Genomic DNA, 18,316 nt, shown 5'->3' with positions numbered 1-18,316 from the left:
CGCTACGAGAAACGCGCCTACGTCTACCTCGGAACCATCACGGTCGCGACCCTCATGATCTGGCTCCGAACATGATCCGAGAAACAGTGCCTAGGCCGGCGGACGGAGGGCGCGGGAGGGCGGGCGCGGCCGAGGGGGAGAGCGCAGGGGCGGGCGTAGGCGTGGGCGTAGGGGTGGGCGTAGGGGTGGGGCCGCGGGGGGGGCGGGACGTGGGAGGCCGGGGCCGTAGGGGCGGGCCCCTAGGGGGCGGGAGGGCCCCCAGCGAGCCAACTACCCATAAAATTGGCTCGATTACCGCTACGGCGCGGATGGGGTGGATCACGCGGACCGGGCGGATCACGCGTCTCGGGTGGGCCACGCGGATCGGGTGGGCCACGCGTCTCGGGTGGGCCACGCGTCTCCGGTGGGCCACGCGGATCGGGTGGGCCACGCGTCTCGGGTGGGCCACGCGTCTCCGGTGGGCCACGCGGATCGACGAGCTCACATCAACGCACTCACACTGACACGCTCACATCGACGCACTCACACTGACGCGCTCACATCGATGCACTCACGCATCGACGTGCTCACAAAGATCACCTGCGCAGCAAGGTCACCACCGCGGCACCGCCCAGCCCGATGTTGTGTGCCAGGCCCACCCGGGCACCGGGGACCTGCCGTTCGCCCGCCGTGCCGCGGAGCTGCCAGACCAGCTCGGCGGTCTGCGCCAGCCCCGTCGCGCCCAGCGGATGCCCCTTGGAGATCAGACCACCGGACGGATTGACCACCCAGCGGCCGCCGTAGGTCGTGGCACCGTCGGCGACGAGCTTCCCCGACTCCCCGTCCGCGCACATGCCCAGGGCCTCGTACGTCAGCAGCTCATTGATGGAGAAGCAGTCGTGCAGCTCGATGACGTCGACGTCCTCGATGCCGAGACCGGAGGCCGCGAACACCTGCCGGGCCGCGGCCCGGGTCATGGGCTTGCCGACGGCATCGATACAGGAACCGGAGGAGAAGCTCTCCTCGGTGTCGGTCGTCATGGCCTGCGCCACGATCTCCACCGCCCGGCCGGCCAGGCCGTGTTCGCGGACGAACCGCTCGGAGGCGACCACGGCCGCGGCCGCACCATCGGAGGTCGGAGAGCACTGCAGCTTGGTCAGCGGCCGGTGAATGGTCCTGGCGGCGAGGATCTCCTCGACGGTGTAGACGTCCTGGAACTGGGCGTGGGGGTTGTGGGCGGAGTGCCGGTGGTTCTTGGCGCCGACCGCGGCGAGCTGTCCGGCGGTGGTGCCGTGGCGCTCCATGTGTTCGCGGGCCGCGTTGCCGAAGATCTGGGCGGTGGGCGGAGTCATCTCGAAACCGTGGGCAGCGGCCATCACCCCGTAATGGCGGGCCACCGGCGAGGTCCGGAAATCGCCGCTGTCCGCGCCGCCGCCCAGCGCGCCCCGCTTCATCTTCTCGAAGCCGAGCGCCATGACACAGTCATTGATGCCGGCCTCGACGAACTGGCGCGCCATCATCAGCGCGGTCGAGGCGGTCGCGCAGTTGTTGTTGACGTTGTAGACCGGGATGCCGGTCAGGCCCAGTTCGTAGGCGGCGCGCTGGCCTGCCGTCGAGGCCTGGTAGCAGAAGCCGACCGGTAGCTGCTCGACCGCCTCGTAGCCGATCCCGGCATCGGCGAGCGCCTTGGAACCAGCTTCCTTCGCCATATCCCAGTACTGCCATTCGCGGGTCTCGGGCTTCTCGAACTTCGTCATCCCGACGCCGACGAGGTACGCCTTGCCAGCCATGCATGTCCTCCTGGAAGTGGCCGGATCCGAGGAATCGGATCCGGGCATTCAGATCGGATCAGGGCATTCAGATCAGGGCATTCGGATCAAGGGGCATTCGGATCAAGGGGAGCCAGAACAGAGGGCAGATCAAGGGGGAGATCAGGCAGATCAGGGAGATCAGGGAAGTCGGATCTCAGATCAGCGGGCGGGGCTCCGGGTCCCGGGGCAGGCCGAGCAGCCGCTCCGCGACGACGTTCAACTGCACCTGGGTGGTGCCGCCGGCGATGGTCAGACAGCGCGACAACAAGAAGCCGTGCAGCGCCCGTTCGCCGGCCCCTTCACGCACCGCGCCGTCCGGTCCGAGCAGCTCCAGCGCCAGCTCGGCGACCTTCTGCTGGTGCGGGGTCTGCACCAGCTTGCGGATACTGGCGCCCGCCCCCGGCTCCAGGCCCGATACCTGCTGGAGCGTGGTGCGCAGCCCGATGCAGCCCAGGGCGTGCGCCTCGGCGGCCAGTGCGCCCACCTTCGCCCGCACCGCCGCGTCCAGCCCCGCGGCGCGGTCGAGCAGCGCCTCCAGGCCGGTGTCGAAGGTCAGCTGGTCGGCCATGTGGACGCGTTCGTTGTCCAGGGTGGTACGGGCGACCTTCCAGCCGTCGTCGACCTCGCCGACCACCGCGTCGGCCGGCAGCAGCACCTCGTCGAAGTAGACCTCGTGGAAGAGGGCGTCGCCGGTGATCTCCTTCAGCGGACGGATGCCGATGCCGGGGGTCTTCATATCGACGACGAAGAAGGTCAGCCCCTTGCGCTTGGGAGCCTCCGGGTCGGTGCGCGCGAGCAGGATGCCGTGGCTCGCCCCCTGTGCGGCCGAGGTCCACACCTTCTGGCCGTTGATCCGCCAGCCGCCGTCGTCCGTCCGCTCGGCGCGGGTGCGCAGGGAGGCCAGGTCCGAACCGGCCTCGGGCTCGGAGAACAGTTGGCACCACAGCAGATCACCGCGCAGCGACGGCAGCAGATAGCGCTCCTGCTGCTCCTGGGTACCGTGGGCGATCAGCGAGGGGACCACCCAGGTCGCGATGCCCAGATCGCTGATGCTCACGCCGGCGGCGGCCAACTCCTGCTGGATCGCCAGCTGCTGCACGGGGCCGGCGCCCAGTCCGTAGGGCTCGGGGAGGTGCGGCGCGGCATAGCCGGCGGGGGCGAGTGCACGGCGTACGGCCGCGGGATCGAGGCCGCGTACGCCGTCGACGACGGTGCGGGCCGCGGCCCGGTACTCCTGTGCCTCGGCCGGGAGTTCCAGGTGCAGCGCGCGCCGGGCACCGGCGGCGGCGTGGCCGGCGGCGCGCAGCCGGTGGGTGTCGCCGCTGCCGAGCAGCTGGCGGGCCACGGTCGCCCGCCGCAGCTGGAGATGGGCGTCGTGTTCCCAGGTGAAGCCGATGCCGCCGAGCACCTGGATGCAGTCCTTGGTGCAGCTGAACGAGGCGTCCAGGGCGGTCGCGGTGGCCAGCGCCGCGACCAGCGCGCGGACCTCGGGAGGCTCGTGCAGCGCGCGGGCCGCGTCCCAGACCAGGGCGCGGGCCTGCTCGCAGCGGACGAGCATGTCGGCGCAGAGGTGTTTGACCGCCTGGAACTGGCCGATCGGACGGCCGAACTGCTCGCGTACCTTGGCGTGTTCCACGGCGGTGTGCAGCGACCAGGCGGCCGTTCCGCAGCTCTCGGCGGCGAACAGCACCCCGGCGGTGTCGCGGACGAGGTCGCTGTCGATGGCCAGCAGCCGGTCGCCGGGCACCGGAACGGCGTCCGCGCTCACCTCGGCGGTCGGCCGGGTCGGATCGGCGCTCTCCTGGACGCGTACGGTCAGCGTCCCGGCGTCGACGGCGAGCCAGACGGTGTCCGTGGAGGTCTGCGCGGCCAGCACGAGCAGATCCGCATCGGCACCGGCCAGGACCGGGGGCGCGGTGCCGTCCAGGACGTAGCCGCCGGCGTGCGCCGTGGCGGTGAGGGCGCCGGGGCCCAGGGCGACGGCGGCGATGCGCTCCCCGTCGGCCAGGGCGCGTACCAGGGGCCGGTGACCGCCGCCGCGGTGCAGCAGCTCGGCGGCGAGGGTGGTGGGCAGGTAGGGGCCGGGGAGCGCGGCGCGGCCCAGTTCCTCCAGCACGACGGCGAGGTCGAGCAGTTCACCGCCACCGCCGCCGTCGGCCTCGGGGAGGTGGAGCCCGAGCAGACCCTGGGCTGCGAGCCGGCCCCAGTAAGGGGGACGCCCCTGCGGTCCGGGTGCGGTGTCGAGCAGCTTGCGCACCGCTTCGGGCGGCACGGCCCGCGCGGCCCAGCCCCCCGCCGCCTCGGCCAGGTCACGGTGCTCTGCTGTGATTCCGATGCCCATACGAGGCAGACTAGAACACGTTTCATTCTGATGGAAGGTCAGGAATGCGGCGGGCTCGGCCCCGGGCCACGCCTCGGGCCGACCGTGCGGGCAGCACCGTCTCCGGGCGCGCCCCGCTCCCTGCCGGCCCCGGCATCCATGACCGCAGCAGCGGTTGCGGGACGGCCTGCACAGGCTGAGCGGAAGTGGGCGTTCCCCGATTCTCGGTCGGCCGCACCGGTGGGTGAGCGGACGCCGGAGTCAGACCGCCTGCGCCGCCGCGCGTATGTTTCGGGGCTGCAGCAGCGCGCGCACCGGCAAGCTGAGAAGTCCGTTGCGGAAGGCAGTGTTCTATGGAACCCGGCGACCTGGTATGGCAGGACGCGATCCATCTGGCCCGTCTGATCTCCGAGGGCACGGTGAGTGCCGTCGAGGTAGTGGCTGCCCACCTCGACCGGATCGCGGCTGTCGGCGACCGGGTGAACGCTTTCGTGACCGTGCTCGGTGAGCAGGCTCTGCAAGCCGCTGCCCGACCGGCAAGCGGCCCGCTCGGCGGAGTTCCCTTCACGGTCAAGGACTCCTTCGACACGGCGGGGGTCCGTACCACCCGGGGGTCGAGGCTCTTCGCCGACCGGGTACCCGAGAGCGATGCCACCTCGGTGGCCCGTCTTCGCCGGGCCGGCGGCATTTTGCCGGCCAAGACGAACCTGCCGGAGATGTCCTACTGGACCGAGACGGACAACCGCCTGACGGGCAGATCCCTGAACCCCTACGACCCGCAGCGCACCCCCGGAGGCTCCAGCGGCGGTGAATCGGCGGCCATCGCAAGCGGCCTCTCGCCTACTGGTGAGCCGGTGGTGGGCCGACGCTCTCCTCCTCGACCTCGCGGAACGGCTTGAGGAGGTCAGCCCCGTCCGCGGCCGCCGGCCTGCCTTCTGACCACCGCCAGGCGACCGCGATCGCCCTTGAGGTCCGGCGCTTCTTCTGCTCTGCTGCGACCACGCCGGGTGCCGGAAGCGGACCTTCACCGAGCAGGTCGAGGACCTCACCTTCGCCGTCCGCCGAGGCCGGCGCTTCGGCACCGTCCTCATCGGCAGGGACAGCCGCGGTCCTGTCGGTGTCCCTGCCCGATCACACGGCCGACGCCTTCGCCGACCGGCTCCGCAAGCATCCGCACATCGGCACGGTCCGCCGGGGCCGCGGCGGCGCGGTCCGCCCCCGCCGGCCCGTCCGGGATTCCCCGGGGAACGACGGAGAGGCGCACAGGAATCGGTCCGGTGAATTCCGGTACGCGTCTTCGCAGGATGCCGCGAGCCGCCATTCCCTCCGCACCGGTTCCCCGTCGCGCATTCGACGCTTTCGGGCATCAGGGAAAGGACCGGCGATAAAACGTCGGGAACGGACAGGAAACCGGCGGAATCCCGAGGGGACTCCAGCGGAACCCGGCGGGAACACGACGGGAACCCGGCCGGAACAGACAGGAACAGCCAGTTTGTCCGACGCACGGAAAGCGGGACGCCGTTCCGATATCCGAATGACCGGAAGGGCGACCCGCACCTCGCCCGCCGCGACCGGTACGGCACGATGAAGCCCTGACCGCACCATCAGGAGGCAGCTCATGTCCGCTCCCACGGCTCCGACCGCTCCGCAGCCGGAGATCCTCGCCGCGTTCGAGGCGGCGAAGGGCTTCATGCCCGTGGACGAGGGCCTCGCGCTGTACGAGGCGGCGGCAAAGGCGGCGGCGCTCGGGCTGCCGCTGGTGGAGGTCGGCACCTACTGCGGCCGGTCCACGATCCTGCTCGCGGACGCCGCCCGCGCCGCCGGGGTGGTGGTCGTCACCGTCGACCACCACCGGGGCAGCGAGGAGCAGCAGCCCGGCTGGGAGTACCACGATCCGACCGTCGTCGACCCCGAGGTCGGCCGGATGGACACCCTGCCCGCCTTCCGCCGCACCCTGCACGCCGCGGGCCTGGAGGACCAGGTGATCGCCCTGGTGGGGCGCTCCCCGCAGGCCGCGGCCGTCTGGCAGGCGCCGGTGGGCCTGGTCTTCATAGACGGCGGGCACACCGACGAGCACGCCACGGCCGACTACGAAGGCTGGGCGCCGCATCTCGCCCCCGACGGGCTGCTGGTCATCCACGACGTCTTCGCGGACCCGGCGGACGGCGGCCAGGCCCCGTACCGCATCTACCGCAGGGCCCTGGAGTCCGGCGCGTTCACCGAGATCTCGGCCCACCGGTCGCTGCACGTACTGCGGCGCACCGGGGCCGGCATCTGAGCGGGCTACGATCGCCGACGTGTCGAACGGCAGTACTCCTCCTCCGCACCGCCGCCTGCGCGGCACCCTCCTCGTCGTGGTGGCCGCCGTGGTGGTCGTCGGCGTGGGGGCCTGGCTGGTCTGGCGGTCGCCGGGTACCGGCGGCGAACCGCCGCGGACCGGCGGCATATCCGGACACGGCGTCGGCAGCCACGGCCCGGGCGGCAAGGACGGCGGTCAGGGCTCCCGGGACGGTGACCCCGGCACGCACCGTGGTCCGCACGGCAGCCTCAAGGGCAAGGTCGTGGTGATCGACCCCGGCCACAATCCGCACAACCGCGAGCACGGCCGGGAGATCGCCCGGCAGGTGGACATCGGCAACGGCCACAAGGAGTGCGACACCACCGGCACCTCCACCAACGACGGTTACGCCGAGGCGTCCTTCACCCTCGACGTCGCCCGCCGCGCCCGCACCCTCCTGAGGGACGCGGGCGCCAAGGTCGTGTTCACCCAGGACGGCGACCGCCGGTACGGGCCGTGCGTGGACGAGCGCGCCGATATCGGGAACGCACAGCACGCCGATGCCGCGCTCTCGATCCACGCCGACGGTTCGGGCGCCGGCAACCGCGGCTTCCATGTCATCCTCCCCGCCCGCGTGACGGCCGGTCCGGCCGGCACCGCCCCGATCGTGGCGCCCTCGCGAAAGCTGGGCGAACGGCTGGCCGGCCGGTTCCGCGCGGATACCGGAAGCGCACCCTCCAATTACATCGGTCACGGCACCGGGCTCGACGTGCGCTCCGATCTCGGCGGCCTCAACCTCTCCACGGTGCCGAAGGTCTTCATCGAGTGCGGCAATATGCGCGACCCCAAGGACGCCGCGCAATTCACCGACGCCCAGTGGCGGCAAAAAGCGGCCCGCGGGATCACCGAGGGCATTACGGACTTCTTGACGCACTGACCGGACCGCCGGCCCGCGACCCCGAAACCCACCCGATACCGGATCCGGTACTCCGCGCCGATAGTGCGGGGAAACGAACAAGGCAGCCCGCAGGATTCGGCGACAGGTTCCCCTTTACGATGGGTGGCCACCGCCGTGCCTCGCACTGCGCACCGCGACAGCGACGACCGGACCCCGAAACCGACAAAGGACCCTTACGTGAACATCCGCTCCCTCACTCGAGGCGACGGCGTGGTGATCGGAGCAGCGGTGTTGCTGTTCATCGCCTCGTTCCTCGATCTCACCGGTGCTCCGGACTGCTCCGGCGCGCTCGCCAAGTACTGCGAAGCCCAGGACTCCTCCGGCATCAACGCCTGGCAGTCGCTGGGCCTTCTCATGAGCGTGTACCTGGCCGGAGTGATCGGTGCGGCGATCGTCATCGTCAACCGGACGCTGCCGCAGTCGCAGCCGCGCAAGGTGGCCGGCCTCGACCTCGGCCAGTTCGGTGTCGCCCTCACCGTCTTCGCGGCCTGGACGGCGCTGTGGACCATCATCTCCTTCGCCAGCGCCGGAGCAGGCCTGATCCTCGGCCTGATCGCCGCCCTGATCCTGGCCGGCGGCTCCGTCGCCGGCCCGCTCGTCCCGGCGCTCAAGGTCGCGCTGGTCGGCGCCCCCAAGCCGCAGCCCGCCCCGTACGGTGCGGGCCCCAACCCGGGTTACGGCTACCCCGGCGCCCAGCAGCAGGCGGGCCACGGCTACGGCTACCCGGGCGGCCAGCAGCAGCCCCAGCCCGGCCAGCCCTACGGCCAGCAGGCACCGGCCGACGCCACGGCCGGCGGCCAGGCGGCAGCCGCCCCCGCAGGGGCCACCCCTGCGGCCGGCGCCCCCACGGACTTCGCACCGTTCTGGTTCGCGGTGCCCGTCGCCCGCCCGCTGTACGGCGAGGACGGTTCGCCGGCGCCGATCGCCGAACTGGCGCCCGGCACCTGGTACCTCGCGGTGGAGCAGCGCGGCCAGGCCCTGATCGCCCAGACCCAGGACGGCCGCCGCGGCGTACTGCAGGACACCACCGGTATCCAGCGCGGCTGACACCGGGCACCCAGCGGTCCTTCGGCGGCCCCTCGCCTGCACGGCCCCTCGCCCGCACGGGCGGGGGGCCGTTGCCGTGCGGCCGTTGCCGTGCGGCCGTTGCCGTGCCGCCGTTGCCATGTCCGCGACCGGACCGTACAGTCGCCGGACGCACGGTATCTGACATACCGTCAGCACAGGGCGGTCACCGCGTCCGGGAGGGGCGATCGGCATGCGACTGGGTCTGGCACTGGGCTACTGGGGCCGCGGCCCCGACCCCCGGCACCTCGAACTCGCCCGCGAGGCCGAGCGGCTGGGGTACGACTCGGTGTGGACCGCGGAGGCCTGGGGGTCGGACGCCTTCACCGCGCTCACCTGGATCGCCGCCCACACCTCCCGTATCAAGCTGGGCACCGGTATCGCGCAGATGGCGGCCCGCACCCCCACCGCCACCGCGATGCACGCCCTCACCCTCGACCATCTCTCCGGCGGACGCCTGCTGCTGGGCCTGGGGCTCTCCGGACCGCAGGTCGTCGAGGGGTGGTACGGACGGCCGTTCCCCAAGAGCCCGCTGACCGCCACCCGCGAATATGTGGACGTGATCCGCCAAGTCCTGCGCCGCGAGGGTCCGGTGGCCTCGGACGGGCTCTTCCACCCGCACCCCTACCGCGGTGCGGACGGCACCGGCCTCGGCAAACCGCTCAAGCCCATCACCCACCCGCTCCGGGCGGGCATTCCGCTCCTGCTCGGCGCCGAGGGCCCCAAGAACATCGCCCAGACCACCCGGATCGCGGACGGCTGGCTGCCGCTGTACTGGTCACCGCAGCGCCCCGACGTCTACCGGGCCTCGCTCGCCGACGCACCGGAGGGCTTCCTGGTCGCCCCGATGGCCCGCGCCGTGGTCTGCGACGACCTCGCCGAGGGGCTGCTGCCGGTGAAGGCCATGCTCGGCTTCTACATCGGCGGGATGGGCCACGCCGCCAAGAACTTCCACGCGGACCTGATGGCGCGGATGGGGTTCGAGGAGGAGGCCCGGCGGGTGCAGCGGCTCTTCCTCGAAGGCCGTAAGGAGGAGGCCGTCCACGCCGTGCCGGACGCCTTCGCCGACGAGATCTCCCTGGTCGGTCCGCGGGAACGGATCGCCGAGCGGCTGGAGTGGTGGCGCGCGGGCCCGGTCACCGACCTGCTGGTCACCGCCCCGGACCCGCACACGCTACGGGTGCTGGCCGAACTGAACTCCTGACCCCGGCCGGTCGTTCACCCGAAGGACGCCCACGTCAGCCACTGGTCGAGCAGGGCGCGCTCGCCCAGCACCTCGACCCGGTCGCTGTCGGCGGGCAAGCGGCGGTAGAGGACCTGGAGCACGTCGACGAGGGGGCCGCGCAGCGCGACCGCCGCCTTCTCGTGGGTGCGGCGGTGGGTGGGTTCCTCGCCCGTGAGGTCGAGCAGCCACTCGGCCTCCAGCCCGGGCGGGGCGTCGGTGGCGTGGACATGAATCGTCCGGCCGGGGCCGAGCAGCTGCGTGCCGCGCTCGGCGAAGCGGGCCACCACCATCGGCAGTTCGCCGATCTGCAGCCACTCCTCCAGACAGTCCGCGGCGACCGGCGCGGGGACGTCGAAGGGGACACCGGCGGTGAGCGCCGCATCGGCCCGGTGGACGACCGTCTCATGGGTCATCCGGCGGGCCCAGAACCCCGTGTTCCGCGCCGTCGTCCAGCTCCAGACCTCCGTATCGGGACCGGCCTCCCGCAGCGCGGCCACGGTCTGCTCGGCGCCCGCCGCCAGCCAGGCGTCCAGCGCCGCCGCGTCCTCGCCCTCGGGCCCGGCGCCCTCGGGGACGTCCGCCGGCTCGACGCTCTTCGAGGCCCGGGTGGCGACGATCGTGCCGGCCCAGCGGTGCGCACCGCCCACATGCCGGGCGAGATCGGCCAGCGTCCAGTCGGGGCAGGTCGGCACGGTCGCCGAGAGGTCGGCTGTCCGCACGAGCTGCCGGAATGCGTCGGTCTCGGCGAGGAGTTGGGCGCAGTATTCCTCGTGAGTGAGGGATCCTTGGAGTGTCATGCGGCGCACAGTAGTGCGCCCTCCCCCCTGCCGCGCTCCCTTTTCCGAGGCGCGCCCGTAGGACGGCTCGTCCTACGGGCGCGTCCTACGGAAGCGTCCTACCGGCCCGGCTGCCGGCAGCAGTCCGGATCGAGCCCCGTCGGCAGCCACTCGCCCCCGAAGACCGAGGTGGTGGCCTCGTCGCCGCCCAGGGCGGCCACCGCGAGCAGCAGCGAACCGGCCGTCCAGGAGGTGAGTTCGCGGGGCCAGATGGCGTCGTCGTCGAAGACGTAACCGGTCCAGTACATGCCGTCCTCGGCGCGGAGGTGCTGCATCCACTTGAGGATCTGTACGGCCCGCTCGGACTCCCCCATCGCCCACAGCGCGAGCGCCAGTTCCGCGCTCTCCCCGCCGGTGACCCAGGGGTTGGGCAGTACACAGCGCACGCCCAGGCCGGGCACGACGAAGCGCTCCCACTCCGCGTCGATCCGCTCCCTGGCCGCCGCACCGCGGACCGCGCCGCCCAGGATCGGGTAGTACCAGTCCATGGAGTAGCGGGCCTTGTCGAGGAACCGCTCGGGGTGGCTGCGTATCGCATGGCCGAGGCTGCCGACCGCCAGCTCCCAGTCGGGCTGCGGCTCCTCGCGCTGTTCGGCGAGGGCGAGCGCACAGCGCAGCGCCTGGTATATGGAGGACGAGCCGGTCAGCAGCGCGTCGTTGACGGGTGTGCCGTCGTCCTCGCGCTTCCAGCCGATCTCGCCGCCGGGCTGCTGGAGCTCCAGGACGTACTCGATCGCCGAGTGGACCGCGGGCCACATGCGGTCGAGGAAGGTCTCGTCGCCGGTGGACAGGTAGTGGTGCCAGACGCCGACCGCGATATAGGCGCAGAAGTTGGTCTCCCGGCCGCGGTCGGTGGGCTCCTCGGCGTCACCGTCGGCGTAGGCCGCGTACCAGGAGCCGTCCGGGTTCTGATGCCGTATCAGCCAGTCGTACGCCGCCTCGGCGCGCTCGTGTTCGCCGGCCGCGTCCAGGGCCATGGCGGCCTCGGTGTGGTCCCACGGATCGAGGTGGTGGCCCCGGAACCAGGGGATCGCACCGTCCGACCGCTGGGCCGCGAGGATGCCGGCCACCGTGCGGGCCGCCTCTTCGGCGGTGAGCACCCCCGGCAGGACGAGCCGTTCGGTACGCCCGGGACTTGTCACTTGGCGGCCCCGGTGGAGTTCTTGGCGGCGGAAGCCTTGGAGGTGGCAGCCCTGGAGGTGGCAGCCCTGGAGGCGGACTTGGCAGGAGCCTTGGCGCCGGGCTTGGCACCGGACGTGGCGGCGGGCCTGGCACCGGACGTGGCGTTTTCGGCGGGCTTCCGGGCCGGTTCGGAGGATGCGACTGCCGGTTCGGTGGCCGCGGCGGCCGTCCCGGGAAGGTGCGGCTTGGTCGCGTAGACGACGAAGCTCTTGCCGATGACGGGGTTGAGCGCCCGCTCGGCGAGCCGGGTGGCCAGCGGCTTCTTCATGATGTCCCAGACCAGCAGCTTGTGGTACGCCTGCACCGGCAGCGCCTTGTCGTTGTCCACCCCGAAGGCGCACTTGAGCCACCAGTAGGGGCTGTGCAGCCCATGCGCATGGTGGGTGCCGTACGGCTCCAGTCCGGCCTCCCGCATCCTGCCGAGCAGTTCGTCGCCGCGGTAGATGCGGATATGGCCGCCCTCGACCTCGTGGTAGGCGTCGCTGAGCGCCCAGCACACCTTCTCGGGGCCGTAGCGCGGGACGGTGACGGCGATCCGGCCGCCGGGGCGCAGCACCCGGACCATCTCGGCGAGCACCCCCTTGTCGTCCGGGATGTGCTCCATGACCTCGGAGATGATCACGACGTCGAAGCTGTCGTCGGGGAACGGCAGGTTCAGCGCATCGCCTTCCATGGCGGTGGCGGAGGCGCCGGCCGGGGCCTCGCCCGCCTCCTCCATCGCGGCGAACCACTTGGCGACCTCGCGGATCTCCTCGCCGTTCTGGTCGAGGGCGACGACCTGCGCGCCGCGCCGGTAGCACTCGAAGGCATGCCGGCCGGCGCCGCACCCCAGGTCGAGCACGCGGTCGCCCGGGGCGAGCGGGAAACGGGAAAAGTCGACGGTCAGCACGGCGTTCTGCTTTCGTCCGGCGGTTGGTGGCGGTGGTGGCTGCGGAAAGAGGGCGGGACCGGTCGGGCCGCTAGACGTGTCCGGCGGTGCTCGGCGCGGGCGCGGCGCCTGCGGTCCGGTCGGACGTGGCCCGCAAGGAGGCACGGGCGGCGTCCCGGCCGCCCTGGAGGGCGATGGCCTCGCGGTAGCGCTCGGCGGTGCCGAGGGCGGCCTGGCGCCAGGTGAAGCGGGCCAGTACCCGCTCCCGGCCGGCCGCGCCGAGCCGGCGGCGCAGGGTCTCGTCGCCCAGCAGCCGGAGCAGTCCGCCCGCCAGCGCACCGGCGTCGCCCGGCGGCACCGCGAGGCAGGTCTCGCCGTCCGGCCCGGCGACCTCCGGGATGGCGCCGCCGGTGGTCGCCAGCAGCGGGGTGCCGGTGGCCATCGCTTCGGCCGCGGGCAGCGAGAAACCCTCGTAGAGGGAGGGGACACAGGCGATCTGGGCGCTGCGGACCAGATCGACGAGTTCGCCGTCGGTGATGCCCTTGACAAATTCGATGGCGCCGGACAGCCCGAGCCGTTCGATGGCGGCGGCGACCGGCCCGTCGTCGGCGCGCTTGCCGACGACCACCAGATGCGCGTCGGGGTTCTCGGTGCGCACCTTGGCGAGCGCCTCGACCAGGTGGATCAGGCCCTTGAGAGGCACGTCCGCGCTGGAGGTGGTGACGATCCGGCCCGGCACCTCGGGGACCGAGGCATCTGGCGAGAACAGGTCGGTGTCGGCGCCGATATGGACCACATGGATCCGGTCGGCGGACACCCCGAGGTCGTCGACGATCTCCTGGCGGGAGGAGCCGGAGACGGTCAGCACCGACGGCAGCCGCCGGGCGACGCGCTTCTGCATGCGGGTGAAGCCGTACCAGCGGCGGACGGAGGCGCGGCGCCGCCAGTTGTCGGCGGCTTGGAGATCGAGCCGCCGGTCGACGGTGATGGGGTGGTGGATGGTGGTGACCAGCGGGGCGCCGAGGGCACCGGGCCCGCCGAGCAGGCCGTAGCCGAGGGTCTGGTTGTCGTGGACGACATCGAACCGGCCGCGGCGGGCGGCCAGATGGCGCCGGGCCCGCAGGGAGAAGGTCAGCGGCTCGGGGAACCCGCCGGTCCACATCGTGCCGACCTCGATCGCGTCGATCCAGTCGCGGTACTCGCCGCGCTTCGGCGTGCGGAACGGGTCGGGCTGGCGGTAGAGGTCCAGGCTGGGCAGTTCGGTCAGGGGCACCCCCTCGTCCAGGACGGGGTAGGGCTGGGCGCCGATGACCTCGACGGTGTGGCCGAGGCGGGCCAGTTCGCGCGAGAGGTGGCGTACATAGACACCCTGGCCGCCGCAGAACGGGTTCCCCTTATACGTGAGCATCGCAATGCGCAGGGGACGCTCACCGTTCGACGGGGCGGAGGCCGGGGAGGCCTCTGCGGGGCGAGGCGCGGCTGCCTGGACGGCCTCTGCGGTCACGCTCGGCCCCCTTCTCACTGGACTTTCGCCGGAGCGTAACCGCTGGCGGTAATCTAGAACAAGTTTCAGAACTGATTGGCTACTCATCAGTTCAACCAGCTTCGAATCTACCGGCCGAGAACGAGGCGAAAAGAGCCGCACCAGGTGATTCGCGCCACCACCCGCCCCCCTGCCATGCTGTGCCGAGCACACCACCGGCACTCACCGCATCGCGGACGGAATGCCACGGAATGGGAAATATGACTACGGAATCCAAGGCGGCCAGACCGACCCTTCCCGCGAGTCCTCCCCTGACCGAGCGTCAGGAGGCCCGGCGCCGCCGCATCCTGCACACCAGCGCCAAGCTGGCGTCCCGTGGTGGCTTCGACGCCGTGCAGATGCGCGAGGTCGCCGAGTCCTCGGGCGTCGCGCTCGGCACCCTCTACCGCTACTTCCCCTCCAAGGTGCATCTGCTGGTCGCCACCATGCAGGACCAGCTCCAGCACATGCACGAAACGCTGCGCAAGCGCCCGCCGTCGGAGCAGGACCCGGGCGCCCGGGTCGCCCAGACCCTGATGCGTGCCTTTCGCGCACTGCAGCGCGAACCGCATCTCGCGGACGCGATGGTGCGCGCACTGACCTTCGCCGACCGTTCCGTCAGCCCCGAGGTCGACACCGTCTCCCGGCTGACCACCGCGATCATCCTCGACGCGATGGGACTGGACGGCCCGGCCACCCCCGAACAGCTCTCCGCGGTCCGGGTCATCGAGCACACCTGGCACTCGGCACTGATCACCTGGCTGTCGGGGCGGGCCTCGATCGCCCAGGTGAAGATAGACATCGAAACGGTGTGCCGGCTGATCGACCTCACCGCCCCCGACGCACCCGACGCGCCTGCCACAGAGCGTTAACCCCACCCGCCACCTGGGTAGTTGGCCCGTAGGGGGCCTTCCGCACCCCTACGGGACCGCCACCCCCACCCCCTACGGGCCGCCGCTCCCCCTCGCCTCACCCCGGGCCGCTCACTCCTCCGGCGGGAAGACCGCCTCCCCGCTGCCGGCCACGGTCAGGGTGATCGCCTCCACGGGGCACCCCTCGGCCGCCGCCAGCACGCCCTCACCGGCAGCCGCCTCCGGCTCCACCGGGTGCGACTGCCGGGCCGAGTCCAGCCGGAAGCCGTCCGGTGCCACGGCGGCACACATCCCGGACCCGATGCAGACACCGCGGTCCACCTCCACCCGCCAGCGGTCCCCCATCAGGCACCGGCCGGCAGATGGATCATCTTGTGCTCCAGGTAGGCACCGAAGCCCTCCGGCCCGAACTCCCGCCCGATGCCGGAGTTCTTGTAGCCGCCGAACGGGCCGAGCATGTCGATGCTGAAGGTGTTCACCGAGTAGGTACCGGTGCGCACCTGCCGTGCGAGGTCGATGCCGTGGTCGGTGTCGGCCGTCCAGACGGAGCCGGAGAGCCCGTAGTCGGAGTCGTTGGCGATCCGTACCGCCTCGGCCTCGTCGTCGTACGGCAGCAGGCAGATGACCGGGCCGAAGATCTCTTCACGGGCGATCCGCATGGAGTTGGCGACCTCACCGAAGAGGGTCGGCTCGACATACCAGCCCGTCGGCTGCCCCGGCGGCCGGCCGCCGCCGGTGAGGAGCTCGGCGCCTTCCTTCCGGCCGAGCTCGATGTAGTCCAGCGAGCGCTGCTGCTGGCGGCGGGCGACCAGCGGGCCGAGTTCGGTGGCCGGATCCAGCGGGTCGCCGACGGTGAGCGCGGACGCCGCCGCGGTGAACCGTTCGGCGATCTCGTCGTAGTGGCTGCGCGGGGCGAGGATCCGCGTCTGGGCCACACACGCCTGGCCGTTGATCATCCAGGCGAACGGCACGATGCCGGCCACCGCGGCGTCCAGATCCGCGTCCGGCAGGATCACCGCCGCGGACTTCCCGCCCAGTTCCAGCGTGACCCGGCTGAGATTCCGGGCCGCGACCTCCATGACCCGCTTGCCCGCCGCCACCGATCCGGTGAACGACACCTTGTCCACGCCGGGGTGCCCGACCAGGTACTCGCTCACCTCGCGGTCGGCCGGGAGGATCGACAGCACGCCCCGCGGCAGCCCGGCCTCCGTCGCGATCTCCGCGAGGAGATACGCGTCCAACGGGGTCTCCGGGGACACCTTCAGCACCACCGAGCAGCCGGCCAGCAGCGCCGGTGCGAGCTTGGCGGCGGCGGTGAACTGCGGGACGTTCCACGGCACCACGGCAGCGACCACCCCGGCCGGCTCCCGCCGCACCAGCAGCGGCCCCAGTACCCCGTCCCGCCGCTCCTCGAACGGGAAGTCCCGGGCCACCGTCAGCGCCGCGTCCCATGCCAGCATCGCGGCCAGCGACTGCACCATGACACCGGAGGTGACGGGCGTGCCGTTCTCGGAGCTGATGACCTTGGCGATCTCCTCGCTGCGGGCCGCGAAGGCGTCCTTGATCCGGGTCACCACGGCGATCCGGTCCGCCAGCGGGGCATTCGCCCACACCCCGGACTCGAAGGACGTACGGGCCGCGGCCACCGCACGGTCGACATCGGCCCGGGAGGCGTGCGGCACCCGGCCGATGACCTGTTCGGTGTGGGGCGAGACGACCTCGATCACGTCCCGGCCGGCCGGATCGGCCCACTCACCGCCTATGTAGAGCTTTCCGTGCTCGACGAGGTCGCTCATCGCTGCCGCCTCCTGCGGGTTGGCCGCCTGTTCGACGATCCCTGACGGATTCCGGGGGTGCTGGTTGCTCTCCGGGGTTCCTGGGGCTCCTGGATCCGGACGGTTCGCGGCTGCCCGCCGGGAGTTCTTCCGTTGCTGTACCCGAACTGCCCACCGCCCAGGAACTGATACCAGTTCTAGTGGGAGGAGTCCACGGCGCGGGGCCGAATACCAACTCCTGGAGCAGCACTGGTCACTTCGCGAGAAAACGAGGGGACACTTCGCGTCACATGGCAGCCATATTGAAACCAGTTCTAGTTATAGTGAGGCCGGGTACCGGGTGTACGGCATACCGAGAGGGGACCGGGATGACGCCACAGGTGACCGACCACAAGGGCGGGGTGTGGAGCATCGCCGTCCCCATCCCGGACAACCCGCTCGGCCACACCCTCGTCCATCTCCTGGAGACCGACCGCGGGCCGGTGCTCATCGACACCGGCTGGGACGACCCGGACTCCTGGGAGACGCTCGTCGCCGGCCTCAGCGCCTGCGGCTTCGCTCCCGCCGACCTCCACGGCGTCCTGATCACCCACCATCACCCCGACCACCACGGGCTCTCGGCCAAGGTGCGGGAGGCCTCCGGCGCATGGATCGCGATGCATGCCGCGGACACCGCCGTGGTCCGCCGCACCCGCGAGGCCGAACCGGGCCGGTGGCTCGACCACCTGACCGCCAGGCTCGTGACGGCGGGCGCGCCCGACGAGCACCTGGCGCCGTTGCGGGAGGCGCGCGCGCAAGGCCGCGGCCGGAAGCCGCCCGGGCAGGGGGCCGCACTGCCCGACCGCGACATCGGCCCCGGTGAGCTGCTCGACCTGCCGGGGCGCCGGGTGCGCGCCATCTGGACACCGGGGCACACCCCGGGTCATGTGTGCCTCCATCTGGAGGAGGAGCACCCCTCGGGGCGGGCCGGCGGCTTCGGCCGGCTCTTCTCCGGCGACCACCTCCTCCCCGGCATCACCCCGCACATCGGCCTGTACGAGGACCCGGAGGAAACCACCGTCCCCGACCCCCTGGGCGACTATCTCGACTCCCTCGAACGCGTCGGCAGGCTCGCCCCCGCCGAGGTGCTGCCCGCCCACCAGCACGCTTTCACCGACGCCGGCGGACGCGTACGCGAGCTCATCGCGCACCACGAGGCACGGCTCCGCCAACTGCGGGCGCTGCTCCGCGAACCCCGTACCCCCTGGCAGCTCGCCACGGCCATGGAGTGGAACCGCCCCTGGGAGCAGATCCCTTACGCCTCCCGCAACATCGCCGTCTCGGAGGCCGAGGCCCATCTGCGCCGTCTGGTGAAACAGGGGCAGGCGGAGCGGGTGCCGGGGTCCGGTCCGGCGCGGTACCAGGCGGTGTGAGGGCGACGGGCTCAGGGGCGGGGCGGGGGCGGGCGGGCTCAGGGGCAAGGGCAGGCTCAGGGGCAAGGGCAGGGCAAGGGCAGGGGCAAGGGCAAGGGCAGGGGCATCGCGGGCCACGGCCGGGGGCGCCCGGCCCGGCGTACGGCCGGTTCTCGCCCTTCCCGCCGCCCCTCCGCTCCCGGCGCTCCCCGGCGCGGGACCGGTTCGTACGGG

15 protein-coding genes are annotated in these 18,316 nt (G+C 72.0%); 7 read left to right on the top strand and 8 right to left on the bottom strand.

What is annotated here, in order from left to right:
* Positions 1–575: 575 nt before the first annotated feature.
* Both ACF088_RS20365 and ACF088_RS20360 read right to left on the bottom strand, forming a co-directional pair.
* Positions 576–1,769, bottom strand: coding sequence for a lipid-transfer protein (locus ACF088_RS20365; RefSeq protein WP_392377164.1), 1,194 nt, complete (start codon positions 1,767–1,769; stop codon positions 576–578).
* Positions 1,770–1,944: 175 nt separating this feature from the next.
* Positions 1,945–4,131, bottom strand: coding sequence for an acyl-CoA dehydrogenase (locus ACF088_RS20360; protein ID WP_392377163.1), 2,187 nt, complete (start codon positions 4,129–4,131; stop codon positions 1,945–1,947).
* A 332-nt stretch (positions 4,132–4,463) separates the two neighbouring features.
* Between ACF088_RS20360 and ACF088_RS20355 the strand changes: the two genes are divergently transcribed.
* The 5 genes from ACF088_RS20355 (at position 4,464) to ACF088_RS20335 (ending at position 9,615) form a co-directional block, all read left to right on the top strand.
* Positions 4,464–5,009, top strand: coding sequence for an amidase (locus ACF088_RS20355; protein ID WP_392377162.1), 546 nt, complete (start codon positions 4,464–4,466; stop codon positions 5,007–5,009).
* A 719-nt stretch (positions 5,010–5,728) separates the two neighbouring features.
* Positions 5,729–6,388, top strand: coding sequence for a class I SAM-dependent methyltransferase (locus ACF088_RS20350; RefSeq protein ID WP_392377161.1), 660 nt, complete (start codon positions 5,729–5,731; stop codon positions 6,386–6,388).
* Positions 6,389–6,407: 19 nt separating this feature from the next.
* Entirely contained in the window at positions 6,408–7,325 is a 918-nt protein-coding gene (locus ACF088_RS20345) for an N-acetylmuramoyl-L-alanine amidase (protein WP_392377160.1), read from the top strand.
* A 198-nt stretch (positions 7,326–7,523) separates the two neighbouring features.
* Positions 7,524–8,393 carry a hypothetical protein gene (locus ACF088_RS20340; RefSeq protein WP_392377159.1) on the top strand — a complete coding sequence of 290 codons (870 nt, stop codon included), beginning with the start codon at positions 7,524–7,526 and terminating at the stop codon, positions 8,391–8,393.
* Positions 8,394–8,604: 211 nt separating this feature from the next.
* Positions 8,605–9,615 (top strand): LLM class F420-dependent oxidoreductase, encoded by a 1,011-nt coding sequence (locus tag ACF088_RS20335; RefSeq protein ID WP_392377158.1) that lies wholly within the window; start codon positions 8,605–8,607, stop codon positions 9,613–9,615.
* Between the two features lie 14 nt (positions 9,616–9,629).
* Here ACF088_RS20335 and ACF088_RS20330 read toward each other — a convergent pair whose 3' ends face one another.
* From ACF088_RS20330 to ACF088_RS20315, 4 genes are all read right to left on the bottom strand, one after another.
* Positions 9,630–10,433, bottom strand: coding sequence for a maleylpyruvate isomerase family mycothiol-dependent enzyme (locus ACF088_RS20330; RefSeq protein ID WP_392377157.1), 804 nt, complete (start codon positions 10,431–10,433; stop codon positions 9,630–9,632).
* Positions 10,434–10,531: 98 nt separating this feature from the next.
* Positions 10,532–11,614, bottom strand: coding sequence for a prenyltransferase/squalene oxidase repeat-containing protein (locus tag ACF088_RS20325; RefSeq protein WP_392377156.1), 1,083 nt, complete (start codon positions 11,612–11,614; stop codon positions 10,532–10,534).
* Positions 11,611–12,543 (bottom strand): methyltransferase domain-containing protein, encoded by a 933-nt coding sequence (locus tag ACF088_RS20320; protein ID WP_392377155.1) that lies wholly within the window; start codon positions 12,541–12,543, stop codon positions 11,611–11,613. Before ACF088_RS20320 ends, ACF088_RS20325 begins: the two co-directional genes overlap by 4 nt.
* A 70-nt stretch (positions 12,544–12,613) precedes the next feature.
* On the bottom strand, positions 12,614–14,026 hold the full coding sequence (locus ACF088_RS20315; protein ID WP_392377154.1) for a glycosyltransferase family 4 protein: 1,413 nt from the start codon (positions 14,024–14,026) through the stop codon (positions 12,614–12,616).
* 239 nt (positions 14,027–14,265) lie between these two features.
* Between ACF088_RS20315 and ACF088_RS20310 the strand changes: the two genes are divergently transcribed.
* Entirely contained in the window at positions 14,266–14,916 is a 651-nt protein-coding gene (locus tag ACF088_RS20310; protein ID WP_392377153.1) for a TetR family transcriptional regulator, read from the top strand.
* A 111-nt stretch (positions 14,917–15,027) separates the two neighbouring features.
* Here the strand turns inward: ACF088_RS20310 and ACF088_RS20305 are convergent, their stop codons facing one another.
* Together ACF088_RS20305 and ACF088_RS20300 are read right to left on the bottom strand one after the other, a co-directional pair.
* On the bottom strand, positions 15,028–15,261 hold the full coding sequence (locus ACF088_RS20305; protein ID WP_392377152.1) for a ferredoxin: 234 nt from the start codon (positions 15,259–15,261) through the stop codon (positions 15,028–15,030).
* Positions 15,261–16,712: an aldehyde dehydrogenase gene (locus ACF088_RS20300; RefSeq protein WP_392377151.1), complete on the bottom strand. Its 1,452-nt coding sequence runs from the start codon at positions 16,710–16,712 to the stop codon at positions 15,261–15,263. Before ACF088_RS20300 ends, ACF088_RS20305 begins: the two co-directional genes overlap by 1 nt.
* A 347-nt stretch (positions 16,713–17,059) precedes the next feature.
* Here ACF088_RS20300 and ACF088_RS20295 point away from each other — a divergent pair, with 347 nt between their 5' ends.
* Positions 17,060–18,103: an MBL fold metallo-hydrolase gene (locus ACF088_RS20295; protein WP_392377150.1), complete on the top strand. Its 1,044-nt coding sequence runs from the start codon at positions 17,060–17,062 to the stop codon at positions 18,101–18,103.
* The last annotated feature ends 213 nt before the right edge of the window (positions 18,104–18,316 follow it).

Origin of the sequence: Streptomyces sp. NPDC015125 (assembly GCF_043080045.1) — a bacterium.
Lineage (GTDB): Bacteria > Actinomycetota > Actinomycetes > Streptomycetales > Streptomycetaceae > Streptomyces.
Note: the sequence above shows the minus strand (reverse complement) of the source record. Positions and strands in the feature narration are given on the sequence as shown.

Coding starts and splice junctions, on each gene's coding strand:
- ACF088_RS20365 (WP_392377164.1), bottom strand. CDS start 1,769: ATGGCTGGCAAGGCGTACCTCGTCGGCGTCGGGATGACGAAGTTCGAG.
- ACF088_RS20360 (WP_392377163.1), bottom strand. CDS start 4,131: ATGGGCATCGGAATCACAGCAGAGCACCGTGACCTGGCCGAGGCGGCG.
- ACF088_RS20355 (WP_392377162.1), top strand. CDS start 4,464: ATGGAACCCGGCGACCTGGTATGGCAGGACGCGATCCATCTGGCCCGT.
- ACF088_RS20350 (WP_392377161.1), top strand. CDS start 5,729: ATGTCCGCTCCCACGGCTCCGACCGCTCCGCAGCCGGAGATCCTCGCC.
- ACF088_RS20335 (WP_392377158.1), top strand. CDS start 8,605: ATGCGACTGGGTCTGGCACTGGGCTACTGGGGCCGCGGCCCCGACCCC.
- ACF088_RS20330 (WP_392377157.1), bottom strand. CDS start 10,433: ATGACACTCCAAGGATCCCTCACTCACGAGGAATACTGCGCCCAACTC.
- ACF088_RS20310 (WP_392377153.1), top strand. CDS start 14,266: ATGACTACGGAATCCAAGGCGGCCAGACCGACCCTTCCCGCGAGTCCT.
- ACF088_RS20305 (WP_392377152.1), bottom strand. CDS start 15,261: ATGGGGGACCGCTGGCGGGTGGAGGTGGACCGCGGTGTCTGCATCGGG.
- ACF088_RS20300 (WP_392377151.1), bottom strand. CDS start 16,712: ATGAGCGACCTCGTCGAGCACGGAAAGCTCTACATAGGCGGTGAGTGG.
- ACF088_RS20295 (WP_392377150.1), top strand. CDS start 17,060: ATGACGCCACAGGTGACCGACCACAAGGGCGGGGTGTGGAGCATCGCC.